Source organism: Persicobacter psychrovividus, assembly GCF_036492425.1.
Lineage (GTDB): Bacteria > Bacteroidota > Bacteroidia > Cytophagales > Cyclobacteriaceae > Persicobacter > Persicobacter psychrovividus.
In genome coordinates this window covers 1344209-1370780 of record NZ_AP025292.1, presented here as the reverse complement: position 1 = coordinate 1370780, position 26572 = coordinate 1344209, and the positions used below count along the sequence as shown (strand labels likewise).

Below are 26572 nucleotides of genomic sequence, written 5' to 3'. Positions count from 1 at the left end.
TTTAGCTATGAAAAAACAGTTATTTATATTATTTGCTTTACTTGCTATTGGCTTCAATACTTTTGCTGGCACCCCCGAAAAAGTAATAGAGCAATACATCACCCTTTCAGGCCTGTCCGCGGCAATCAGTCAGATAGATGAGCTGAGGGATGCTAAAATTGCGGAGAAAAAAGACAGCTTCAATTCTCCTCAAGAGTTTCAACAATTCTCCACCACTATGACCAATACGCTCAATGGAGAAAAGATGCTCGAGAATATCAAAAAATACCTTGGTCAGCAATCTGATAAAAAGACCTTAAAGAGCTACATCAAATTTCATGAGACCCCTCTGATTCAGAAGGTGATGGAAGAGGAATTGAAGGCGAATGATCCTGCCCAGCAGCAGGACATGATCGCTTACTTTCAGGCTTTCGAGTCTGATCCGCCAAGTCAAGAAAGAATTCAGCAGCTTATAAAATTAGATGAAACGGCAAGGCTTTCCGAGAACATGACTTCGATACTCAAAAATATGATGACGTCTATCCTTTCGGGTGTTAACGCACAACTACCCGCTGAAGATCGATTGAGTGAGGCAGAAATTTCGTCGAATTTAAAAGCGATGTTCCCCGCTAATTTTGAACAGAAAATCAAAGAACAAGTCATAATGATGTCTTTGTATTCGTATCGAAATATTACTGACCAGGAAATGAATCAATATATTGACCTGTGGGCATCCCCTTTGGCACAGCAAGACCTCGCATTGACTTTTGCGTCATTGAATTACGCCTTCACCAATATCAATATGACATTTGAGGAAAAAGGGCAGTAAGTTCAAAATGCTGTTTCATCAGGTGTTTCATAACAATATTTACAGCCTTTCTCTGTTTTTCGGGGAAAGGCTTTTTTATGACCTGTCGAATATCACAGTGGTTTTCTTAATATTGTGATATATTTGAAAAAAAATCAAAGACAGATGACATCAACCTTGCGTAGTACCCCTACCGAGACTAACCTCCCCTCCTTAAAAAAAGAACGCATCGCCATTATTGATATCCTTCGTGGTTTTGCGGTCATGGTAATTATGCTCTTACACAATATTGAGCATTTCAATTTTTATTTCTTCCCAGACAAGGCAAGCCAAGCCAATTGGCTCAATCAGTTGGATCAACATTTATGGGACGGCATGTTTTTCCTCTTTGCGGGCAAAACCTACTCCATTTTCGCCCTGTTGTTCGGTTTCACTTTTTACTTAATGAACCACAAGCAGCAACAACTTGGCAAGGATTTCGGCCCAAGGTATTTATGGCGCTTGCTGCTCCTCAGTGGATTTGCCTGTTTTAATGCCTTGTTTTTTCCAGGCGAGGTACTCATGCTGTACGCTGTAACGGGCATATCCTTGTATTTTGTCAGAAATAAAAGTGCAAAATTTATCCTATTCACTGCCCTTGTATTTCTTATGCAGCCCGTTGAATGGCTGTTGTACTTAAGGTCGGCCTTTGATAGCGATTTCAGCCTCCCCGCCAAGCTTTATGCACAATATTGGCAACCTGTAATGGATGCGCTACACACCGATTCTTTTTGGACAACCATCAGTTCCAATATCACCAACGGGCAAAAATTCAGCATGCTTTGGGCCATCGAAAATGGACGGTTCACACAAACCATCGGGCTTTTCATGCTGGGGCTATACTTTGGAAAAAGTTCACTTTTCAAACACAGCCCGTCAAATATAGCACGGTGGAAACGCATTTTTATGGGGGTAGCCATTTGCTGTATTCCGTTGTATTTTGCGAAAAACCACTTTCAGCAAGCTGAGCTCCTGGCAATAAAACGAACCCTTGGTATTGTTTTCGATATGTGGTTCAAATTTTCCTTTACGCTGATATGGGTATCCATTTTTATGCTTTTGGCTGAAAACACCACTTTCAAACGCATCACTAAACCCCTGACAGCCTATGGCCGAATGAGCCTGACCAATTACATTACTCAAAGTATTTTTGGAGGGGTTGTTTATTTTGGTTATGGATTATACCTGGCCAAATATTGTGGAACAAGCCTGAGTCTATTGATCGGTATAGCCATGCTGATCGTGCAAATTACATTTTGTAACTGGTGGCTCAAACATCATCGTCAAGGGCCTTTCGAGCAGCTTTGGCACCGCTGGACGTGGATAAAATAGCCTTCTCGTAATTGACGGAATAAAAAAGGTCTGCTCCAATCACTGGCGCAGACCTTTTTTACTATAATTCAGTCAGCGGATAGACAACACCAACCACTATTCGACACACGTTTAGCCACAACACTTTTTATATTTCTTCCCACTTCCACACGGACATGGGTCATTGCGACCTACTTTATCCTCGGCACTTCTTGGCTGACTGCTCAAGTCGGGTAAAAATTCTACCACCGGTAAATCATCGTCTTCCTCCAGATCTTCCTCGGGGTACTCGTCAAAATTCACCACGCCATGAAGCATAAAACGGGTCGTTTCCTTCTCTGCCCCAGCCACACTGGTTCGAACAGACGCAAGCAACGGATCCATATTATAGGCCACCACGGGACATGCTGTACAAAAATGGCTGTCGTTATTATTGGTTACAAAAGTACCTTCATCCAATTCTGACACCACACTGATCAGCACCGCACTCGACTGCCCCTTCAGTTCCGCACCACACTCCGGGCAATTCGTCATCTCCGAACGCTCCATAAAATATTTTCGGCGTGGGATTGACAAATCCACCGAACCATCTGCCTTCAACATACTTTCTATTTTTTTAAAATTTCTTGAACTCCTTATGAATTTTCGACCATCTATTGAATATCTAATCATCAAAACCCGTAGCATGTTTGTCTTTTGCGCTATGAAAAACAAAAAATGCCTCGCCCGGGCACTGTTTGAATAAATACAATGGTTAAAATAATGAGGCGAAGATAAGGAGTCGAATGCTTATGGCAAACAATTTCCCATGCTCTTCTTATCGTAAGAATAGGAATTAAGGGCTTGGTGGTATTATCATTAATCCTCGATTTCAGGTGAATCGAGCTCAAATTTGAAATGCTTGAAGTGACGTTATTCTTTACAAAGATATATCAAACGAAGCAAAGTCACTCCCCTAAGCATCAGCAGGGTATTCAGCAGGGTATTGGCCGTAATCAATTACAGCGCTACACAGCGGATAAAGTTTTCAACTTATTGAAGGGTGATTCAATGGAAAGAGGTAGATTATTACTCGATAAACTTTTCACTTATCCCTATTACATTATGTTCAACAGAATAACCGCCGTGCGATTTTGAAGATTCTACTTCAATGTGCTTTTTATGGAGAATATTGAATAAAAAAAGCACTTGCGTGAGGAAAAAAGATTTCCCCCTGCAAGTGCTTTCCACTGAGCAGCATTATAAAGCTACTATTCGACGGTCAGAGTTTGGGTTTGTTTTAACAAAACATCCACCGCTTTACGTAATTGTTGATCCGTCCCATGAATCACCACATCTTTGTCTTGTGCAATTTTAAACTCTGGCTCTACCTGCTGATTCTCGAGGTAATTACCTTCCAGATCCTGCACACCTACCTGAGGAATGCCAAAAACCAACGAGGGGTCCTGCAGGGTTTCCCACCAAACGGCAGTCATCGTCCCGGGTACAGGCATCCCAACCAATGGCCCAATTTTCAGGGTTTGATAGGTATATGGAAAAGCATGTGCATCTGAATAATTCCCTTCAGAGCAAAGTACGGCAGAGGCTTTCGACCATTTATTGATCGGTTCAGTACCAAACTTCTGCCCTCTTGGCGCAAAAGTACAATACACTTCCCCACTCAAAAAGGTGGCTAAATCATCATGCAGCCAGCCACCACCATTGAATCGTGTATCTACAATCAGGGCATCCTTATGATAATTCTTACCCAAAGTTTCGGCATATACATTTCTAAAACTTGCACTGTTCATCCCCTGAACGTGTACGTAACCGATCTTTCCATTGGAAGCCTCCCGGGTTTCTTCCTCACGTAATTTCACCCAACGCTTATAAAGCAAGCTATTTTCTGCACTTTTACCAATTGGCTTCACCACCACCATTTGCATTTTTCCCTGGTCCGAAATTTCCAATCTCGTAGGCTTCCCGGCCTTATGATTCAGGTATTGGAAATAATCCTGTCCAGCCAAAATCTTTTGTCCATCAATTGCATCGATAATCATTCCCGCTTTGATATCCGCAGTCACCTGCGTCAGTGGAGAGCCTTCAATAATCTCGGCAATTTTCAGTCCGTTGCCTTCATACTCCTGATCGAAAAAAGCGCCCAGCGTTGCGGTAGCATCTGCATTCTCGGCCTTCGAATAATATCTACAACCTGTATGCGAGGCATTCAATTCGCCCAACAGCTCACTCAACATCTCGGCATAATCATAATTATTGTTGATGTGTGGAATAAATTTCATGTAGGCAGATTTATAAAATGCCCAATCCACGCCATGCAACTCTGGGTCGTAAAATTTCTTTTTAACCTGTCGCCAAACGTGTTCAAACATATAACTGCGCTCAGCCTGTTTATCAAGGTAATATTCCGCCTGATAATTGATATTTTTACGCTTATCAGAAGCAATGTCCATCTTGGCAAAATGGCCACCTGTTTCAAAGAAAATATTTTTCATCTCCTCATCAAACTGCAGGTTTCCACCACCCCCACCTAACTTCAGAACAAGCTTTGTTTCATTTTTGCGGATATCTTTTTTCCATAAATCATAACCACCTTCAAAACGACTCATATAATACAGTTGGCCACCATCTTTCGACAAAAGGTAATCGGAAAGGAAGGAAGAATTAATCGTAAGGCGCATCACACGCTCCTGCAGTCCTTCAAAATCAATCGCCAAATGAGCGACTTCTTCGTTCGCTTTCTTGCCTTTTTTAGCCTTCTTCTTTTTAGACTTCTCTTCTTCAGCCTCCTGATCTTCCTGCGCTTTTCGTGCTTCCTTCAACAGGTCGAATTCCTCTTGCGGCAATTTGAATTCGTCATAAGCCGCTTTGGTCAAGAAAATGGCAAAAACATCATCTTCTGCCCCCCAGCTCCCATGAGAGCGATAGCCATATCGGTCATTGGCATAAACAATGGCTTTTCCGTCCATTACAAACCGAGGAGCCGTACTGCTGTAACCGCTTTCCGTCAGGTTGATCACCTGCCCATCGCCGGAAGCTTTCACAAGTCCGATGTCCGAAGAAGTCCACTGGTTCGGCGAATATTGAACCGCCAGATATTGGCCATCTGGCGACCAGTCGAAAGCCTGATCCCCATCAGAATAAGAATAATTAAAGCTACCTGCCAAAATGGTTTTTGCGGTTTTGGTTTTCAGATCGATCACTTTTAAGGTGGTTCTTTCTTCCAAATAGGCTATTGCATCACCCTTTGGCGACCATTTCGGCTGAAACTCCTCCACTGGCGCATCAGTGATAACCTCCTCCTGAATATCCGTTGCATTGATGAAATACTTTTCCTCGTCTTTCCCCAGTTTGGCAACATAAATATTCCAGCTGCCACTTCGCTCACCGGCATAAACCAACGATCGTCCGTCGGGAGAGAAAGACACTGATCTTTCCTGTTCAGCCGTATTCGTAATTTGAACTGTGGTATTGTAATCAACAGAAGTTACAAAAACATCGCCTCTTAAAATAAAAGCGACCTCTTTACCATTAGGAGAGACAGAAATCTCCTGCCCTCCACCTGATTTTTTCTCAAAAACAACATTGTTTAACTTCTGATCATTATTGATTTTAATATCAACTTTTTCAGGAGATCCTCCCTCTTTTAAAGTATATATCTCTCCATCATATCCAAAACAAAAAATATTGCTTTTAGATACAGATAAAAATCGAACAGGGTGGTTCTCCAGTTTGGTCAGCTGCTTTTTATCACGGCCATCCACTGCCATAGTCCAAACATTCAGGGTTCCATCGACCTCACTGGTGTAGGCCACACGCTGATCCTGATCAAAGAAAACTGGTGTACGATCCTCCCCCTCGAAATCAGAAATCTGTTGATGTTTCCCTGAGGCCACATCATAAATCCAAAGATCCCTGGTGACCGCACTTGTGTGATGCTTTCGCCATGGGTCTTCATACCCCTTTTTGTCCTGATAAAGAATTTTTGTACCGTCAGCGCTGTATTGAGCATGCTCGGCAGTGAGTGTCAAAATTTGCTTTGGACGTCCCCCATCGATCCCTACGGCATATAATTCATCAAGTCGGCCATAAGGAAACTGCGCACTCTTGACATCATCCAAGACCTGAGCAGTAAACAATACGGATTGCCCATCTGGTGTGAAAGAAGTCGGAATTTCACTGGTGGAATTGAATGTTAAACGTTTGGCTCGTCCGCCATTCACGGTCGTCAGAAAGAGGTCAAAATTACCATGCCGATCAGAAGCAAAGGCAATTTGCTTACTGTCAGGACTCCAAACAGGCGAAAAATCATGCGCCACATGGTTCGTTATTGGCGTCGCCTCACCACCAGCAGCAGCGACCACGTAAAGGTCCCCCTGATAAGAAAAGGCAATATGTTCACCATCAGGAGAAATTGAAGGATAGCGCATCCATAACGGATTTTGCGCCAACACCGAAAGGGACATCATCATCCCTCCGAGGATTAAGAAAAGGTTTTTCATAGCATTGATGTTGCGTATGCGATTGAATAAAAATGATCAATAAAGATAATCAAATTAACGATTCATTTATCGACAATTTTCAGATTCAAAAAAACACCTTGACAACATCATTACCTCTTCTACAAACAAAAGCCCCACTATCAGCAAGATAGCAGGACTTCGGTAGTATTATTCTTAGACGATCGGAAGTATTACTTTCCGATACAGCCTATGGAATTCCCCTATTAGCGCTTCCTAAGCACATTTTTTAGGGATTCGGACAGCCCGAGGGACGAATACTGATTTTGCACTTAAAAAAATAATATGAATTTATGATGTTTAATTAGTTTTTTATGGCAAAGTATGATTTTAATCGTACTAAATATAATTAATAGCATTTTTCCCTCAAAAATAAAACATCCTTCTTCAGGGTCTTATGATGATGCCTTCCTGCATTCAATATAGATGTATAGGCTAAGTATCTTTTATGAAGTAATCGACTTCAAGATTTATTATACGTGCCGCCGCTAAGCGCCCAACTCATCCACCTCAAAATGGTCCAAATTCCTTTTCTCCTCATTAAAATGCATCCCGATCAATACAATCTTCCGATCATCATTTAAGTAAGGCGCATAGTATTTCTTTTCATGGATTTGAACAATGGCCTCACCTTGTTTGCCTTCAGTAGGTTTGGGAGCATTGAGCTTAAATTCTATCACATAAATATGCGTAGGACTTTCCATGACCATGTCAATTCTACCGTGTGAGGTGGATTCCTCCGTCTTGCATTTCAGACCCAAGCCAGCCAAAAAGCTAAACATTACCGACGCATAAAACCCTTCATATTTTTGGAGGTTGCTTTGTACATAATTATTGTAAGGAATGGCAGAGAACATGGCTTTTACACTCGCCTCAAAACCATCTAAATCATTTTTAAATAAGCTCCTGACCGCCTCGTTTCGCTTCAATGTCCGATTGGACTCTACGGAGGTTAAACTAATTAGAAAGAGCATATTAAGAGAAATCTGCACTTCCCTGTTAGGCGGAGACAAGACAAAACTCTTCCCCCCAAATGGCTCCTGAATAACCTCTTTGATGGTTAAGTAGCCGGTTTGCCATAGCAATGAAGCTAAGTTTAGATTAGTGAGGGTGAATTGTTTCAGCTCCTGAGAAGATAACTCCAAATGGTCTAAATCATAGGTCTCATACTTCCCATGCTCAAACATTTTGGTCAAAAAATGAGGTTGCCCTGTATCCCACCAATAGTTATCAAAATCGCCTTCACGATTAAGAAATAAAAGAATATCGAATGGATTGTAAACCCGATCGCCAAGGTAGTTGTAGCCATTGTACCACGCCTTGACTTCTTCCATATCGATCGCATCAAAATAATTACCAAAACAAGATTCCAATTCCTTTTGCGTGAAACCACAAATAGCACTGAACTTAGTGCTTAAAGTGATGTCATTGAAATTGTTCGCGCCACTAAATAATCCTACTCCCGTGAATTTGGTGATACCCGTCATGAAGCAGAAACGAATATGCTGATCAGAAGCTTTGATAGCGGAATAGAAACCACGTAACACATCTAATGCTTCAGAGGCTAAATCATTTTCCTTGGATAAAGTGTCCTGAATGGCTTTGTCATACTCATCAATAATAATGACCACTTTATTTTGATATTTATGAGCAATAGCCTCAATTAAATTCATCAATTGAGCTCCTAAAAGCTCATCTTTATTGAGTTCAATTTGATGTTGTTTGGCATTGGTGGTCAGGACAAACTGAAGTTTCTTATCAACAGACTCAATGTCCTTATAATTCACCCCACTCATATCCATTCGGATCACTGGATAGCTTTCTTCCCAATTCCATTGATCATAGATATAAAGCCCTTCAAACAGTTCTTTCTTGCCTTCAAAAAGAGATTCCAAAGTTGAGCAGAGCATGGATTTCCCAAAACGACGAGGACGAGAAAGGAAATAATATCCTTTAGAGAGCTTTGTCATTTCGTAAACATACTGAGTCTTATCAATGTATAGGTAATCATCTTTACTTATGCGTAGATCTTCAAAAGTCTGTATGCCAATAGGTAATGCTCTTCTTTGGTTCATCGGTGGTTCATTTTGCTAATGATAGGGTAAATATACAAAATTATTGTGCATTGCTTATCAACAGGGCGGGTACCTCATGTCCTTATTGAAATTATTGCCTCTTGATCCATCTGTTTCTATGGATAAAAATAAACTAAACTCCCTATATAGGAGAAAATAGAATTAAAAAAATGCAAACCACAAAAATCAACTTGCTTTATTCGGCTTATCAAAATAATCCCCTTTATAGTCCATTTCAAAAACATATACCAATTTAAAAAAGAAATGAAATTCATGCGCTTCATCCTCCATTATGAAATGAATATTGGTTATGCGTGTCCTCTTCCCTCTAACATCGTCAATGGACTTAGGCCTAAACAATCTGAACCTGGTAGAAAATACCAAGGGAGAATAAGGGGTAAATGGCATACCCCTGTAGCGACGGCTCTCAATTTGAGAAACAATATCATTAGAATTGGCAAAAACATCACCTGGATAAAACGTTTTAACCTCTAATGAGTCTGGAAGTTCAAATGAAGCATAAAAGGTGGGTACATAAAAATAATCGGCTGTTCGAACACCTTCCAACACTTTAACGGCCCCCACATTGATCGTATCTTGATAAATAAAATCCATGCCTTTTTTTGACTTGTGCTCCCTCGGCAATTTCTGAAAATCAATAACAGATAAATCATAATGAGAACATGACCTCCAAGATAAGTGCCGCTCTTCTCGTACTCCCCCTTTAATAGAAGGTCTGTGTTTATTGACAATATCACGTAAAGTATCATCAGCAATTCGGCTACGCCCTTCATCTACATCAATATAATATCCTACCTTGGTGGACCTATCATAGTGATCATGATAGAGAGGAACCACCTTTCTCACTCCCAGCTTTTTGGCTGTATATAGGACAGAGTCATAATTATTCTTAATAAGAATCTCCTCTCCTTTTGCCATCCATTCTTGATCGGATCGTGATATCTCCCTGGGGTTATAAATTGATCTAAAATTATAAATGTAGAGTATAGATTCCCCATCGCTATTGAAGATAATTTCCTTTCTATCATTATGAGGAAGTTCATTCAATTTATCAACCCATAAATCAACAGGAGAAGGAGACTTCTTTTCACTGGCATCAATTCGCGCAAAAAAAGTGCTCTTAATATTATCAAAGGTTTCAATAAAATAAATCACCCCGACACATAATATGGGAAATAACACCACAAATGCTGAAAATCCAAAGACATAAACAGCGACCTTATCAATCACTGCGACATACCTTAGACGCTCAGGTTTACGATAAAAATTAAATATGGTAAACCCCACAAGTCCAATCAAAAAAAATACTTGAATTACCATCCAAAAATTCATCCACCTGTCATTGCTAACATCATCCATATCCTCCCAAATAACAACCGTTGCAATCATGGAAAGCACCAAAAGGATAATTGATATAGGTCCAACCCAACGACTCCCCGCATACAACAAATAGCATGCGACGATAGCAAATAATAAAAATACAACTATATAAATTTCCATTTTACAAAAAATTAAAGCCTATAAGCAAAATTAACCTACCCTAACCTCTACCTTAGATGACTTAAAACTCCCTACCTCCTTCAGCAACCTAAATAACTGCCAATCGCTCCCATAAACAGTCGTCGATGCCATATCTAACTGATCCTTGATTGCATCTAAGCGATAATTTACATTTCGCATTTCCTTTTCAGACTGAAACACATAAGCATGGCGAATAATGGTATTGTGTTTTGGTGTTTTATTATAAAACAGATTGAATCCTGCTCCTGACTCGATGTATGAATTATTCGTAATCAGAAACCTATCATGAGCTCGATCAGTTTGCTGACAATTTTTCTCCATAAATATTATAGTCAATTTAAAGCCATCTTTCCCCAAAAGTCTTAATAGCTCACAATCCACTCGCTTATGTATTTCAGCTTCCATTTTTTGATCGAAGTTCTTATTCTTAGCGGTAACGAGCATGATCTCAACTGGAGCCTGACTGGCTAATCGATGCTTGAAGTTCCTTAAAATCTCAAATAGATTCTCATACAATTTCTTTTCATTCAATCGGTTATTTACAACCTCAAACAGATAAAAATCATGAATAAGTAAGCTATGGATTTTGGGTGGGATACCGAAAGTTGATTTCTCCCAAGACCTTAAATGCGCATCATCATTCTTGACAGACCATGATTTATACCCTTGGAAGGCCATCAATTGCCCCCAGGACTTGGTCAAATCATCAATGGTCAAAAACTTGTAGCCATATTTATTTTCCAATTGCTGACTCAGCTTCTTATCCAAGCAAGTAAAATGAAGCCTAAAGGGGGATAGCTTTTCTGAATTTTTATATACACCCTCTACGCTCCATAGCATCTGATCCAAAGTAAAAAGGATTTCCCCACCTTTATTCAGTCGCCTGAATATCAAATCAATTACTTTCCGACCCGTCTCATCAATATTATCTAAACAGGTGAAATACCGGATGGACTTACGGTTATTCATCTGTACCCAATTATAATGAAAGTCATGCAAAACAGAATCTTTAACTTCTCCCGACTCAATACTGTAATGAAGTTTCAGCAAAAATTTTGGATCAATAATTACATCTAATGGCACCATATCAATCCTTAATATTAGTGTACAACATTCCCATCTCAATCGTTTCTATTTCTAAGCGAGTTGCTTCATCAAAAAAGCCAGAACCGAAGTCTTTGGACAATACACCATTGTTACCAATTTTAATTTTATAAGCTGATGTTTCGCCTTCCTCATCCGTGGACACATAGTGAATCATGACATCATCGGAAGCCAATTCCTTTTCTTGGGGTTTATTGGTTAATGAAATGCCAAGTCGAGAGGACGGATGCTCTCCATTAGCCTCTATTGAGGCAAAGCCTTTTTTCATTAAAACCTGTAACCTTCGGATTAAATATTCCGAGTGGGTCTCAATCATGATCTGAATACCAAAAACCAAGTAAGCTTCCACCAGCATATCAGCTAAAATAGACTGTAATCTCGGGTGTAGATTCGTTTCAGGTTCCTCAATCAGAATCACTTGCCCTACAATTGAATTAGAAATGGCCCCTTCGTCATAATTTGGAGCAAGGGCGATCTTTAAAATTACAGGTAATAGCTGTGAAATACCATACCCAAGGTCTGCAATATCCACAACGTCTCCTCTTGAATTCTCGACCTCAACCTTGTAAGCAATTCCTTCAACGGACCGAATGGTACATTTTTCACCAATACCGAACGCCTTCAGCCATTTATTGACATAGTCGTTGGCCTCCTGCAGGGCTGTTCCTCGCTTGAATTCACCTAATAATTTATTCAAAGCTGAATTACTCGAATTCATGTAAATTCGTGCATTGTTTCCTCGATAGGCCGGCAAGTAGGTCATCAAATCCCGCTGATCCTCCAACTTAAAATATTGGGGTACACTTTCCGGGAGGTACTTTACGCATTCAATGACCGCATGATTTACAAAGGTTATAAAATCAGAATCCATAATACTTAAAACATCCACCTCCTCTAACTTTTCCTTAAATTCATGAATGCAGACCAAGTCCTCTTCTGATAGTGCATAATAACTTGGAAACTCATGCAAAGAGCTCTCCGCACCCCTTAAGCTTAGTGTTTTTTCTAAAATAGAATCATTAGTAAGTAAGTCATATAAACTGAAGGTTGTTTTCCCCTGAAAAGCTTCACCATCATACATTTGCTCATAAGCAAAGCCAGGTAAATTACCTTTATTAAAATACTCGAAACATGAAGCAACACTACCGGTCTGTACTGAAAATCGATTTATTCCAAAACCTGATGCTAATCGTTCACTTAAAAAAGAAATCAATTTTTTATGAACAATTGATACCATATCTACATCCTTCGTAAAGGCAAGTGAATCCTTTAATTCTTGCTGCTTAACTGAATAATTAGTCCTTGATTTGCACTCATAATATAGCTTAAAAAAACTATTTATGTCCACCCAATTACAACCAACAGCGGTATCAAACTTTTCATAATCAATAGTAAGAAAGTTAAAATGACCACCGGTAAATGCATTGGTTTCTGTAAATGTATCATAGGACACATTCTCAAGCCCACCGGGACCATAAGGATCCTCACTTAAATAGGGGGGTAAGGACGTAAATAACAAAAGCTCCTCTTTTGAGTAACTGGACACATTACTAAAAGAAAAAGTGCTAATTCGTCCATTTTCATGGTTTGAAATAGGGCTATAATTCAAATTAACCTTTAGCGTGTCTCTATTATTAATTATATAATTAGCTTTTTTAAAAATGAATGCGTCTTCTCTCTCCGAGATATTGAGATGCCCTCCAATAGACACGGGTACCCAACCTTTACCTTCAAACCATGGCAAAGGTATACTTAAATACTTTTGCCAATTTTCCCGCATTACTTTATACCCCCCGATCTCTGAAAGCCCTTGAATTAAGACTTCTTCTCCGATATCATGATTTTGACAAACCAAATTTATAAATGTTGCTTCTTCCACTCCATTTAGAACACGGGCTACAATTTCGGGCCTTAGTATCCTTGCTTGAAAAAATGCTTTTAAAGAATGTGGAGTTTGGATATAATCTAACAGCTCATTAACCTCAAAAAATAAAACCCTTCTCCAATCTTCCCAAAACAATGACTCTTTGAATCCTGATAAATCCTCATCATCCAAATATTTTTCCAAATCTTGGGATTTTAAACTTGCAAAACCTAAAGGGTAGTTGCACATGCCAACATCTCGCAATTCCCTCTTCTCTACATCAAAAAATGCTCCTTGACTTATTGAATGATAGTCAAACACCAACTCAAAGCCTATATTATCATCCCCTTCAGGAGCATTCCTATTGAGTACCTTCTGAAAGGTACCCAAATTGTGGTGTTCTCCTTCGAAATTCAATTCATTGAAATTACTTTTATGCGCACTTTGCTGAAGTAAAAGGAGGGCTTTAAACACACTGCTCTTTCCTGAACTGTTGGTTCCTGTCAGGATATTGAGTTTTGAGAAATCGAAAGCCTGATTGGCGAACCCGCGAAAGTTTTGCAGTCCGAGTCGTTTGATATGTTTCATAGTGGTGATGGTTTAAGTAAGTGGATTAATCGGCAATTAATCAAACAGTCGATCCCAGATGGATTGATAGGCTTTTCGTTCAACTCGCTCTAATTGCCTATTAAATTTTGACATAACCTCCTGTTGTTGCTCGCTATTATCATTCAGCCCTTTTAAAGCTTGCTTGAATTGGTCAAATATTTCTCCATTATTAGTTACATTTTTAGACAACTCCGCAAATTCTGACTCTAAGCGATTAATATGAAGGGTAGTTTCACTTAGCCCTTCTGAATTGGATTTTTCTTTATCCAGTATCGGCAGCATTGATTTTCGAATCTCCCTCAACTCATCTCTCCGATGCTCCTCATTCTCTTCAGTTAATTTGATTTTTTTAACAAGAATTGCGTTCTGCTCATTTACATTTTGGAGATCAGTAGTAAGCAATTTATTGGCCTGCTTCATCCATGACAATTCTTCTTTTACCGCATTCAACTCTTCTCCTTTAGATTCAAATGCAGAATATAATTGATTAATCTGACGCTGTTGGCCTTTCAAAACCTCATCAAGTGATGCAAAACGATCCATCTCTGTTCGTAGATCCTTGCTTTGATCTGCACTTTGTTGCAACTTGTCAGAAACATCCTTTAGAAGCGTTTCCAGCCGATTGATCTGTTGCTTGCTCTCCTCTTTTAAGGTAAAATCTGATAACCGATTCTCGAACGTTGCTTGCTTTTTTTCAATTTGATCGACAACAACCAATCGCTCATTAATTTCCTTCTGCTCATCATTCAATTGCTTGATTAGCTTTTGAATAGATTCCAACTGCACGTTTAGCGAATCCCTGTTTTCCTTTGTAGAGCTTCCTTCTTTTTCCAACCGCTCACTGACCTGATTGATCGCATTGACCAACATCCCTAAAGTTTCAGACTGGTCATTTTGCTTGTTTGTCAAATGTTCAATGGTTGCTCCCAACTGCTTAAAAGAGCCCAAAGTTGAGGAAGCTTCCTTAAAACGATTGACTTCTTCCTGTAATGATTTTATGATGTCTTGCATGGTTATGAATTAAAAAAGCCTTCCAATATATTATTTAAATCGCTGAGTGCCTGGGATATTTTTTTATACTCCTCCTTCTTCTTGCCTGAGCCTTTCGTTGCGGAATCTACACCCGACTCCCCTATGATGCTTTTTGTTTTCAGGAGTTGGCTATCAAGCGAGAAACCTTGCTTCCTACTGCTACTTGCTGGCAACTTAACACTGATCATATCAGCATATAACTCCTCTATTTCATCAATACTCATGTCCGAATATGCAGGAATTGGTTGTAAGAAAGATGCTTCCAACTTCTCTCGCCATAATTCAAAAGCATTGGACCTCCCTCTAAATTTTTCGACAGTTCCGACATAACCATGAAAACCACTGAAAGTAGCCAACGGCCCCTCTGAATGGCTTCTATTCAAAGTAGATCGAAGATTGGTGTAATTGGCAATTGCATATTTGATTCGCTCGATATATTCCTCCAAATATTGATCTTCGCATTTGAAAACCTTGGTCGCCTTATTGTCTGATGAATCGATATTCTCCCAAACAATAGCAAAGCCTTGCGACAGCTTTATAGCAAATAAACCCGATTTATGATCCTTTCGATTTTGGTGGCTTGGCTCCATGAATCTTTCACTCTCGGCTTCACTGACATAAACGGGTTCAGGAGCATCGTTCCTACTATTGAGTTTGTTCAAATAACCAACAACGACTTTCCTAAGGTCCCAATCCTCGACATAGGCCAATGAACTTTCACCATTCAAGGACGCCTTTGAGTGGATGCTAATTTGATCAAGACTATTTGAAATACTGGCCACTTCAATGGCTTCCAAAATTTGATCAAGGCCCTCAACTTTCTTGATCTGACCGTCGGCAACTTTAATATTGATTACCTGCTTAGCTAATTCATGCTGAGCTGGAACCCTATTTAAACCCAGGCTACAACCATTGTAGGGGAACTGGGTAGTGTACGAACCATCATGTTTACGCAACCGCAATAAGTTATTCTCAAAAAATATATTAAGGAGGGAAGCCTCATAAAGAAAGCGACCATCCCCCTGATCTTTAAAATGATAACACGGTTTCACACCTTCTACCTCTCGAACTTCAACATCCTGCTTACCTATGGCATCGCCAAGACGCTTGAACTTTTTCTGTTCATTCCGACCCAGTTTTTTAAAAATCCATGAAAAGCGTATATAGTCATAATACTTCTCATTTTCAGTGAATAACCAGATTCGTGCTTTTAACAAAATATCATCTGTCGAATAATATAACTGTTCCAACAACGCTCGCCAATCAAAGCGCTCATCACAATCAATCACATCTTGAATGAAGGATAAGGTGTTTATTTGGACCGCCTTGTTTTGTTCAATATCAACAGCGTAAAGGATTTCCTCACTCCATTCTCTTGATAAAAATAAATCTTGTAAAGAGGTCTGATTAATTGATGCTTTTGCCTTGCAGGAGGATATAAATGCCTGATCGACTTGTTTTTCCTTCATCCGAAGTAAACAACGGAGCTGAAAATAAGCATCCAATTGAACAAATGACACTTTGATCAAATCCTCAAATTGATCCACTTCATATCCCAAACACCAAAAATACAGCTGTATTTCCGTGGAAAAGCCCCCAAAATAATCATCAATAACAGCACTGCTGGGCGCAAAGTACTTTTGGTAATTCAAAAGCATTTTGGCGAGGCGCAAAAACTGTTCAGATTGAGGGTTGTGCAGTTTATTTTTCGATAACTCTTGTTCATACCGAAGCAAAATCCCCTCCTTCAGTCTTGACCGATGGCTACACAATTCCTTTACTTTCAGCTCATCACACAAATTGGTATTTGACAACACATAATCCGTTGATAACTCATCATGAAGCTCACCCTTGATCCACCTTTTGATATTATCCGCCGGACTCAATTTCTCCAAAGCAATTGCCTGTACCCTGTCCCTAAACTCCTTTGCTGTTTGCTTATCTAAGCGCCCGAAGCACCTTATGAAACTATTTACCTCAGTCGGCCTATTGGCAAAAGCATCCCTATCCGACAGACCTTTCAGCCATGCTTCCAAAAGCTTCAATTTTTCGGTTTCCTTTGAAACACATGCAAACAGGTTTTCTTTTACCTTGTATCGAACATTTAAAAAATGATCATAAACTAAATCAAACTCATAAGTATCAATCAGTTTTTCGGTAAGTAATAGCACCAGGAAGGGCGTACTAACATATTTTTTCAATAGACTAAAAGGTGCTACCAACCCAGACAATCCCTTCAACAATTTCTTCAATCTTAAATATTGCTCTGAGCTATCAACCTCCCCCATCTCAATCAATTCAATTTCGATTTGAGTCCATACTTCTTCCTTAGAAAATTGATCCAAAATAAATTGACGCAATTGAGGTAACCGTTGCAATTGATATTGCTTCATCAGAAATTGAACATCACTCTCAAAGGCAATTGGATAGGCAAAAAACGCAAATAACTGATCCCGATTTTTTTCATTCACCACGGGATTGAAAACCACCAAATCCCCATTCGAAATGTTATCATCAAAAATCAATCTTGTACGAAACAATAAGATTTCCTCCCCCTCTTTGGTAGGGTAATCAATATATCCAGAACGAACTTTCAGACGTTCCACTACCCCTACATATCGCTCATGTTCAAATACGGACCCTTTTTTTAGTAAATGAACATCAATTGCCCGATAAGACCCTTTATGCTTACCATGCGTTACCTTTTGCACACGAAATGAAAGCGTATCGAAAAGAAACACATTACTTGCTGAAAAATTCAGGGCTGATTTATGAAAGAAAATATTATCATCGAGTTCTTCACAGTCAATAAACCCAAATGATTTATTCCAGTAAATTACTTCTCCCGAAAAAAATTGATCCTTATCTGGCATAGGCGTTGATGGTTAATTGAGGCAATATTTAACTTAAAAAATGCATCTCAAGGATTACAGAAAAACACATCCTCAAATTTAGACTTTTTTAAATTTAAAAAATACTATTTTTTTCAGTTTGGAATGATTTTTTTAGATGTTCTTCAACCGCACTCAACTAATCACCCCCCTCTTAACAACACGACCCCATTTAATGATGCTCATCCATTACCCCTAAATCTAAGCGGGCACTTTTCACTATCGGCTTTTCTGTTTGTTGAGCCTCACCCTCTTCTACCCTATTACAAATATTTGCATAACCTGAAGTTCTCTCAAGATCCTCTAAAAGCCTCCGTTTCATCTCTGCTATTTCAGTAACTGACAACCATTTTTTCTTCTGGGAAGGATATTTTTTGATAGATGTATTTTTTGAAACTCTCTCCTGTTTCACCACTTGTTTTGGGGGGTAATGCGATCGGGAACTGGCTGATATTTTCTGACTTTTTTTCGGTCTTTCAGGAGGTTTCTGTTTCGACTTCCTCTTCTTCACCAATTTGTTTTCAGGTACTGGTAATTTCTCTATTTTCTTCGGTGGATGCACCTGTTGATCGACAGGTTTTTGCTGAATTTGCACAAGCTTTAAAACACAAACTCCATCAAGTTGAGTAAGCTTAACCGCATGCCCGATTGCTTTCGCCAAATCCTCTATTTCAGCAAAAAGTGCTTTGCTTCTTTGGGATTTTGGCGAGCAATTGGTCGAACGCTCATTGTACTTCCTGACCTTCTCGCCTAATATTTCTCCTTGGGTCTTCATATCTGGTTGATGTAAAAAATATAATTCGATTGCTGAAAAATCACTCACCAAAACTACCAAGGCATAGTGCAACCGATGTGCCCTGAAATTTTATTTTGTATCACTGCCCCAAACACAAACCACCAACTCCTTCTTCCCACTCCTTCAGATCTCCCCTCGGAGCGAGCTGAATGATCTCGCAAATCTTTTCTTCCTGCTCATCAAAAAGTCTCTGAAATTGCCCGTGAATTCGCTTATCTTCTATCCCTGGATAAACCAAAGCTGTCCGGCTGGCGCCATAGTAATCGGCATACACATACATTTGACGCAGATCTTCAGAACTCGGGGCTTGGCCCCCAATATTTTTCCACTTGGTATCTAAAACCACGACTTGTTGGGTGCTTCGGTGGGTGCAGACGATATCGGCTCCCAGGTCGGGGGCTTTACCCACTCCTTTCCAAAATAGCTTAGAGTGTGTTTAAAAACTTAAGGAAGGAAAATTAAAAAATTGAAAATCGCCTAACTTTGCGGTTCTCACACCAAAAACAGAATTATGCAGGCAAAACATGTTGACCTTACCGATTTTCAATGGCAATATATTAAAAAGTTTTTTGTAAACGATCGCCCGACCAAATATAGTAGCCGAGAAATGTTTAATGCTATTCAGTGGATTACAAGAGCGGGTACCCAATGGCGAAATTTAGACTCTCGATTTCCGAAGTGGCAATCAGTATACTATTATTTCAGGAAATGGAAACGAAGTGGCCTTATTATTCAGATAATAATTGAGTTAACTAAAATAGATCGGCAGGAACAGGGTCAGAAACCATCACCATCTCTGCTCGCTGTTGATAGTCAATCTATCAAAGTTGGAACAGGAATTTCAATTGATAAGGGGATTGACGGTAACAAGAAAATCAATGGTAGGAAAAGAAGTATTGCCGTAGATATTGACGGCAGAATAGTTGCGGTTTATGTGGGGGCAGCCAATCAACACGATGGTGAAGCGGGCTTGGAGTTATTACCCAAGTTAACCCAGTTCGAACGATTAGAATTGTTTCGTGGAGACAGTGCTTATGGTAAGGTATTCGCTGAAGGGGCTGAAATCTTCGGATGGATAACAGATACTATACAGAATCCACCTTCCAAAGACAGGGGATTTGTTCCTCAAAAACAGCGATGGCAAGTTGAAAGAACATTTGGATGGCTTAATTCATATCGTAGGTTATCAAAGGATTATGAAAAAGACCCCCGATCATCAGAGGCCTTTATAGCTCTAAGTTATTCAAATACGATTTTGATAAGACTACATGAATATCGACTTTAAACACGCTCTAAAGGAACCCAATGTGAAATAAAAGATGTAAATTCCCCATATCCTGAGGACGGATGGGTTAAGTGTACATGGCATCATCATGAGATGGTAAAACATTAATTCCAGTACCTATCGTTGTACACAGTAGATCTAATGCGGCTCATATAGGAGGAGTTCAAGCCATTAATGAAAAAATTGTTGGTTTTTTTTGATTCACCAGTATTTAAATAAAAATATAATTATGAATTTTTTAAATTATATAAGTGTTAGGAAAAACAGTGGGGATCTTAGTAATAAGATTTTTGAGTTTGAGCAAGAAAATAAACTTCAATTACCAATAGCCTTTAAAGCTTTTATAAAAGCATTTAAGTTTGAGGAAATTGGAACTAAACAATTTTTGCGATATTTTGACACAGAGTGTAATAGTAGTCTATTATTTTATGATTCTCAGTATATTAAAAATAATCATATAGGAATAGAAAATATGTTTAGTTCATTAGATGACATGTTAAATACTTACAATAATTTGTATGAAGATGACAGTTATATTAAAAACCAAAAACTACTTCCTATTGGTGAATGTAATGATCAAGGCATTTTAATGTTGGGTATAGGTGAAGCTAATAGAGATCAAATTTTTATCGAATATGCTCATTTAGAGGAAAGAATTCACTTTGTAAGCGAAACTATATTTTCATTTTTTCAGGATTATAAAATAGTGCCAAATGAAACATACCTGCCTGATGGCATTTCTTTTGAAAATCTATTTAAGAGTTGGGGGGAAGATTTTTGGAGAATAAAAGAATAGACTAACAAGTCTTAAATAAAAATAAGTATATAAAAATATACTTTATAGTTATAAATAATTTTCCATAAAATTCATGTAAATAATTTCGTTTATAATATTTAAAGAGATTGATTAGTTATAATTATATTTTAAGCAATTTCCTTAAAATACCAAATATTTACGGTTCCCTGTGTATTATCACATAATATGGCACTCCATACCACCCCAACATGAAAAAACCACTACTCCTCATCCTATTCACCCTTACCCTCCCCGCCTGGGCACACGCCCAGATGGGAGGCTCAGCGCCCTGCGGGATTTTTCCGCCTTGCGTTATGCTTTGGTACACCCCTTCTCAATTATTTGGGTTAGGGAAAGTATATCTTAAAGGTTTAAAAATTAAGTAAATCAGCCATTATGCTTATCAGGAAAAATGGCGAAAATGCAAAATGCCCAAATATTGGGTAGAAATCGGGCTATTTTGCTTTTTGGTAGATACAAATGATTGGTTCGATGAAATTTTTGAGAAAAATTTTAAATAGGATATGAGATTAATAAAAAGAAATGAAAATATAGGTTTAATTAGAAAAGCTGATAACAGTATTTATGCAAAAAAAATAAATGGTGGTTTGTGTAAAATCATTGATAATGAATGTGTTACAGTGATACAAGAAGAGATTGATTCCTTCCGCGTATATGATGGTAAATTGGTTTATAAGTTGTTTAATCATAGATCGAAGCTGTTTTCAATAGAGGGGGACATTATAACTGAGATTATGTCTGATGATGACAAGGTATCTAATATCTCCTCAGGTGTTTTATTTGAATCAAAACTTCAAATATATTATTATATAAATAATGATTTTTTACCAAGTGGTATGTATTTATTGGGGTCAGATTTAGAACTCGAGAGAAGTGAAAACATTAGTGTTTACTCTACTAAAATTGATCAACACTATTTTAATAAATCTAATAAGTTCGTTTATTCATTTAATCGACACCATGAAGAGAGATATAAAATTGACATAAGTGATTATGGTAGAGTTATTATAAGGCATAGAAATACAGGTGAAGTTTTATCAGATGAGCCTAATGAAATAGATGGTGAATTATTTAGATATCAAGGGTTGTTGTATGTCCCATTGAAAGGAGGGCAGCTTTTGGCATTAAATGCTTCGGATGGTAAAAAATCATGGATTTGGGAACATGATCGTTTAGGAGCCTATGGCATAGTAGGTGATAAAATTTACAAGCAGGACGGAAAAGAAGTTTTCGAGATTGATGCAAATAATGGAGGTTTATTGAAAAGTAAAAAGTTTTCTGATGATGCATTATTAGTTGATTTTCATGCTACAGGACCTATATGGGTTTATCCCGATGTGATCATCGTTGTCGATGTATTAAGTGGTAAGATTTGTATGTTGGATAGACTTAGTCTCAAAGTTATTGAATTTTTCACCATTAATAAAAAGTTGCCTTTTTCCAATAATGCAATTGTTTGGAATGCAGGGAAATTGCACATATTAGATTTAGAAAATACCCTTCACATTTTCGATCAATTTCAAAATTGATTTTCTAATCAATAAATTTAATTACCTCGAATAAAACTTAATATTAAATTTCGAATATTTTGAGTCATATTGAATAACCACCCCAACATGAAAAAACCACTACTCCTCATCCTATTCACCCTTACCCTCCCCTCCTGGGCACACGCCCAGATGGGAGGCTTCAGCGCTTTGCGGGATTTTTCCGCCTTGCGCTATGCCCCTGCGAGCTCCGCTTTGTCAGAAGATTTTAGCGTTGGGCTGTTGCATCGCAGTCAGGCGTATGAAGGCGGCATCAGCAGAAACCGTTCTATCCTCACGGCGGTCATGCCCTGGGTAGATACCCAAGACAATACCCTGCAGGCAGGTGCGGGTTTGTATTTTATGAATGAACAGCCTTCAGACAATATGGGGGTGAAGATGCAGGAGGTGGGTGGCTCCTTGTCCTATTTGGTGCGTTTGAGTCCACTGCATGACCTTTCTTTTGGCATGGGCTTGTCTTGGTCGGGCATCCGCTTGAATGGTGATGGTTTCACCACTGGGAGTCAGTGGGAGTCAGTGGGAGTCAGTGGGATCCTGTCTATGGTTATAATCCTGAGTTGGGTCAGTGGGAGGATTTTTCAGGAGAAAACAGGGATTACTGGAGTTTATACAGTGGTTTGATTTGGAGTGCCTTGGATAAAAAAGGGCGTGAATTACACCGTCTGGGGGTGAATGTCTATCGCATGAACCAGCCGACGGGCTTGAATGAGATGGATCAGTCGGCTTTGGGCTGGAGTGCTTTTGCCTCGGTGAACTTGTGGCTGAACAATGAATGGCGTCACATCTCAAAATATCTTCCTCTATAAAACTCGCCCCTATGTTTTGCTCTATTCCTTTTTTGCATCTTGCCACAAAAAAGCAGCTCAATTGAGTTAGTGAGAATGTTATAAATTAAATTTTGCAAAGAATAATCCTGGCCTTCTTGATCCGTCTGCGCAACCTATTCACCCATGCGCCAAAACACTACTCCCCACGATAAAGCACCCAAAACCACTAAAAATAGTACTTTCAGGGTACTTTTATAGTGCTTTCATTGTACTTCTCTACACTCCACCCCTGCTTTACACCTGCTTTTATAGTACTTCAACCGTGCTTAAAGGGCGCTTTGATCGTGCTCTTGCACTGCTTTTCACATACCTATTGAATACTTATAATAGTTTGTGGGCTATTATGAACCGACCAATCTACAAAAATCACTAAATGACCTCAACCCAAGCATTGCTGGCAAGGCAGACCCTAAAAGTGGGAAACTATATACCGAGATCATTGAAGAATCCACAGGACTACGAGTAGGCGATAATCTATTGCCTTCAAACATGCATTGGCCATTATCAAACGAGGAATGGCAAGTACTCAAAAACTTGCACGGTCAGCATTTTGAGGCCAGAATAGCCAAACTTGAAACATACATCAAAGCCACAAACGGTCAGACCACCGCCCTGGCTCAAATGATGAGGCATGTTCCAAGTAATCAATTTGATGAGCTTCTAGAAAGAGTTGATAAGTTGTCTTCTCAGGTTCAAAGTACATTTTTTGATTATTGTGTTGAGCATGTTGATTTGGTTAAAGGTTTAGGTAAAAGACCGGGGTTAGTTGATCAGATCGTTAATGATCAAATTTACTTGGATCGCTTCCGAATTATTAGCCAATCAGGTATAGATGCCCAAAAATGGGATGACCCTATTTTTGCAATAACAGATATTAATAAACATGATATGACCTTATTGTCATCAAAAATGGGAGGGAAACTACCAATGAATGCTTCGATATTTGAAGAACTGGTCATGACAAATTATCTTGCATCAAGAAGACCATTTTTAAAGGATGATGCCTTTGGAGTATCAGAGGAGGGTTTTAAAATACTAATTTCAAAACTACATCAATACTCAAGAAAAATAGGGTTACCAAAAGAAGGGGAGTTACTGACTAAAATACAACCTGGAGGCTGGTATTCAAGGTTCATAGATAAAAACGGTAAATTTATTAAAGGGGTTAATGCAGGCGATTATAATAGTGTTGCAGGGTTTGTTGGACGGGGTGAGTATTTTGAACCTAAATCAATTCGTCAAATTATGGAAGAATTTAGATTGGATTACAATGGAACACCCTATGATATAACTGATGATTTTTACGTGGTTATTAAATTTAAAAATGATGATCCATCAAAATTGCGTTTTACTTATGATGTTGAGGGTAATATGCACCCTAAGCATAGTCCAATGTGTAATACAGGGTTTGCTGGAAGTAAATCAAGCTTAAAGCCTGAATATGAATTTAAAAAAGGGATAAGTAGAGAATACAAGGAAGGTGATATTTTGGAATTTAGAAGTGAAATAAGTGGACAATTAATGGTGAAGTATAAGTTTAATTATATAGAGAATTCATGGGAAATTATAAAATAAAAAATTGTAATGGCATATATAATAATAGGTCATTTGTTTTACTTGAAGACAGTCCTATTAGATATGGAATAGGCAATAAAAGGGTTGGTGTAGGTATAAAAAAGAATGAAATACTTAAGGATTTAAAATTAGTTAAAGGATTAAAGAATAAAGGATATCATAAGATGAGTTATGACTCACTGGAAGTACCTATTGAAATTAATTTAATAGAAAACATAGAAAAAGAAGTAATATGGTTCATTAGAGATATTAAAACTAAAGATGTTGAAGAGTTATATTGTATCCATTTATCTATTGAAATTAAAGGCAAAGAGATTAATCGGTTTTATCGATATTGCTTATTAGATCGACCTTTTACTGATTTACCTTATCTTGGTTTTGTCAATACAATTGATGAGGTTTATCGTCCAGGAGTATATACAGAAGAAAAAGGCAAGCTTTTTGGTGACCCCGTTGATCCTCAAAAGAATGTTAGATCCATATTTGGAGAGCGTGAACGCGTTGATATGCCTCAAGAGTATAAAGTGCATCTAAATGATGTTGATAAGTTCATAGCTACAAAAGTTTACTATAATACAGATGCCATAGGTTCTGAAAACGAAGAAAAACATACATTGCCTACTGGAAAAGAAGAGCGTATTGTTTTAGATATGCGAAATTTTGATGAGAAAGTATATAAATATTTTTTAGATCACAAGATTTTACAATTTGAGTGGGAAGAAGATACTATGAATCAAAAGTTTAATCAATATGTTGAAAAGGAAAGGCTAAGGCCATTTTTAGAGTAATATTAGTCAACATTAGAGGCATCTATTTTTAAATCAACCACCCAACATGAAAAAACCAATACTCCTCATCCTATTCACCATCACCCTCCCCGCCTGGGCACACGCCCAGATGGGAGGCTTCAGCGCCCTGCGAGATTTTTCCGCCTTGCGCTATGCCCCTGCGAGCTCCGCTTTGTCCGAAGATTTCAGTGTGGGGCTGTTGCACCGCAGTCAGGCGTATGAAGGCGGCATCAGCAGAAACCGTTCTATCCTCACGGCGGTCATGCCCTGGGTAGATGCCCAAGACAATACCCTGCAGGCAGGTGCGGGTTTGTATTTTATGAATGAACAGCCTTCGGATAATATGGGGGTGAAGATGCAGGAGATGGGTGGCTCCTTGTCCTATTTGGTGCGTTTGAGTCCACTGCATGACCTTTCTTTTGGCATGGGCTTGTCTTGGTCGGGCATCCGCTTGAATGGTGATGGTTTCACCACTGGGAGTCAGTGGGATCCTGTCTATGGTTATAATCCTGAGTTGGGTCAGGGGGAGGATTTTTCAGGAGAAAACAGGGATTACTGGAGTTTGTACAGTGGTTTGATCTGGAGTGCCTTGGATAAAAAAGGGCGGGAGTTGCATCGCTTGGGGGTGAATGTCTATCGCATGAACCAGCCGACGGGCTTGAATGAGATGGATCAACTAAGTTTGGGCTGGAGTGCTTTTGCCTCGGTGAACTTGTGGCTGAACAATGAATGGCGTCACATCTAAAAATATCTTCCTCTATAAAACTCGCCCCTATGTTTTGCTCTATTCCTTTTTTGCATCTTGCCACAAAAAAGCAGCTCAATTGAGTTAGTGAGAATGTTATAAATTAAATTTTGCAAAGAATAATCCTGGCCTTCTTGATCCGTCTACGCAACCTATTCACCCATGCGCCAAAACACTACTCCCCACGATAAAGCACCCAAAACCACTAAAAATAGTACTTTCAGGGTACTTTTATAGCGCTTTTATAGTGCTTTCATTGTACTTTTCTACACTCCACCCCTGCTTTACACCTGCTTTACACCTGCTTTTATAGTACTTCAACCGTGCTTAAAGGGTACTTTGATCGTGCTTTTGCACTGCTTTTCAAATACCTATTGAGTACTTATTATAGCATGTGGACTATTATGAACCGACCAATCTG

The 26572-nt window shown here is 38.9% G+C and carries 20 protein-coding genes; 10 read left to right on the top strand and 10 right to left on the bottom strand.

Annotated elements, in window-relative coordinates; all coding sequences use genetic code 11:
• The first annotated feature begins 7 nt into the window (after window positions 1–7).
• Both AABK40_RS06040 and AABK40_RS06035 read left to right on the top strand, forming a co-directional pair.
• The gene (locus tag AABK40_RS06040) at window positions 8–808 is read left to right on the top strand and encodes a hypothetical protein (protein WP_338397931.1); all 801 of its coding nucleotides are present in this window, start codon (window positions 8–10) and stop codon (window positions 806–808) included.
• A gap of 144 nt (window positions 809–952) precedes the next feature.
• Complete coding sequence (locus AABK40_RS06035; protein ID WP_338397930.1) at window positions 953–2158, top strand: DUF418 domain-containing protein; 1206 nt, start codon at window positions 953–955, stop codon at window positions 2156–2158.
• A 111-nt stretch (window positions 2159–2269) separates the two neighbouring features.
• On the opposite strand, the gene AABK40_RS06030 is transcribed toward AABK40_RS06035, so the two are convergent.
• The 10 genes from AABK40_RS06030 to AABK40_RS05985 all read right to left on the bottom strand — a co-directional run bounded on the left by AABK40_RS06030 (window position 2270) and on the right by AABK40_RS05985 (window position 18976).
• Window positions 2270–2740: an SEC-C metal-binding domain-containing protein gene (locus tag AABK40_RS06030; protein WP_332920518.1), complete on the bottom strand. Its 471-nt coding sequence runs from the start codon at window positions 2738–2740 to the stop codon at window positions 2270–2272.
• 647 nt (window positions 2741–3387) lie between these two features.
• A complete protein-coding gene (locus AABK40_RS06025; protein ID WP_338397929.1) occupies window positions 3388–6636 on the bottom strand; it encodes a S41 family peptidase in 3249 nt (1082 codons plus the stop codon).
• A 506-nt stretch (window positions 6637–7142) separates the two neighbouring features.
• Window positions 7143–8729, bottom strand: a complete 1587-nt coding sequence (locus tag AABK40_RS06020) for an ATP-binding protein (RefSeq protein WP_338397928.1) — start codon at window positions 8727–8729, stop codon at window positions 7143–7145.
• A 186-nt stretch (window positions 8730–8915) separates the two neighbouring features.
• On the bottom strand, window positions 8916–10250 hold the full coding sequence (locus tag AABK40_RS06015) for a hypothetical protein (protein ID WP_338397927.1): 1335 nt from the start codon (window positions 10248–10250) through the stop codon (window positions 8916–8918).
• Between the two features lie 30 nt (window positions 10251–10280).
• Complete coding sequence (locus AABK40_RS06010) at window positions 10281–11357, bottom strand: hypothetical protein (protein WP_338397926.1); 1077 nt, start codon at window positions 11355–11357, stop codon at window positions 10281–10283.
• Between the two features lies 1 nt (window position 11358).
• Window positions 11359–13827, bottom strand: coding sequence for an AAA family ATPase (locus AABK40_RS06005; protein WP_338397925.1), 2469 nt, complete (start codon window positions 13825–13827; stop codon window positions 11359–11361).
• 36 nt (window positions 13828–13863) lie between these two features.
• Window positions 13864–14859: a hypothetical protein gene (locus tag AABK40_RS06000; RefSeq protein WP_338397924.1), complete on the bottom strand. Its 996-nt coding sequence runs from the start codon at window positions 14857–14859 to the stop codon at window positions 13864–13866.
• Window positions 14860–14861: 2 nt separating this feature from the next.
• On the bottom strand, window positions 14862–17753 hold the full coding sequence (locus AABK40_RS05995) for a S1 domain-containing protein (protein WP_338397923.1): 2892 nt from the start codon (window positions 17751–17753) through the stop codon (window positions 14862–14864).
• A gap of 190 nt (window positions 17754–17943) precedes the next feature.
• A complete protein-coding gene (locus AABK40_RS05990; protein WP_338397922.1) occupies window positions 17944–18594 on the bottom strand; it encodes a hypothetical protein in 651 nt (216 codons plus the stop codon).
• 52 nt (window positions 18595–18646) lie between these two features.
• The gene (locus AABK40_RS05985; protein WP_338397921.1) at window positions 18647–18976 is read right to left on the bottom strand and encodes a 5-methylcytosine restriction system specificity protein McrC; all 330 of its coding nucleotides are present in this window, start codon (window positions 18974–18976) and stop codon (window positions 18647–18649) included.
• A gap of 102 nt (window positions 18977–19078) precedes the next feature.
• On the opposite strand from AABK40_RS05985, the gene AABK40_RS05980 reads away from it, so the two are divergent.
• From AABK40_RS05980 to AABK40_RS05945, 8 genes are all read left to right on the top strand, one after another.
• Window positions 19079–19852: an IS5 family transposase gene (locus tag AABK40_RS05980; RefSeq protein WP_338397920.1), complete on the top strand. Its 774-nt coding sequence runs from the start codon at window positions 19079–19081 to the stop codon at window positions 19850–19852.
• A gap of 229 nt (window positions 19853–20081) precedes the next feature.
• Window positions 20082–20648, top strand: a complete 567-nt coding sequence (locus AABK40_RS05975; RefSeq protein WP_338397919.1) for an SMI1/KNR4 family protein — start codon at window positions 20082–20084, stop codon at window positions 20646–20648.
• Window positions 20649–21172: 524 nt separating this feature from the next.
• Window positions 21173–22198 carry a PQQ-binding-like beta-propeller repeat protein gene (locus tag AABK40_RS05970; RefSeq protein WP_338397918.1) on the top strand — a complete coding sequence of 342 codons (1026 nt, stop codon included), beginning with the start codon at window positions 21173–21175 and terminating at the stop codon, window positions 22196–22198.
• Window positions 22199–22285: 87 nt separating this feature from the next.
• Entirely contained in the window at window positions 22286–22837 is a 552-nt protein-coding gene (locus AABK40_RS05965; protein ID WP_338397917.1) for a type IX secretion system membrane protein PorP/SprF, read from the top strand.
• 11 nt (window positions 22838–22848) lie between these two features.
• A complete protein-coding gene (locus AABK40_RS05960; RefSeq protein WP_338397916.1) occupies window positions 22849–23022 on the top strand; it encodes a hypothetical protein in 174 nt (57 codons plus the stop codon).
• Between the two features lie 354 nt (window positions 23023–23376).
• Window positions 23377–24618, top strand: a complete 1242-nt coding sequence (locus AABK40_RS05955; RefSeq protein WP_338397915.1) for a hypothetical protein — start codon at window positions 23377–23379, stop codon at window positions 24616–24618.
• The gene (locus tag AABK40_RS05950) at window positions 24600–25406 is read left to right on the top strand and encodes a hypothetical protein (protein WP_332920496.1); all 807 of its coding nucleotides are present in this window, start codon (window positions 24600–24602) and stop codon (window positions 25404–25406) included. Before AABK40_RS05955 ends, AABK40_RS05950 begins: the two co-directional genes overlap by 19 nt.
• A gap of 46 nt (window positions 25407–25452) precedes the next feature.
• A complete protein-coding gene (locus tag AABK40_RS05945; protein WP_338397914.1) occupies window positions 25453–26151 on the top strand; it encodes a type IX secretion system membrane protein PorP/SprF in 699 nt (232 codons plus the stop codon).
• The last annotated feature ends 421 nt before the right edge of the window (window positions 26152–26572 follow it).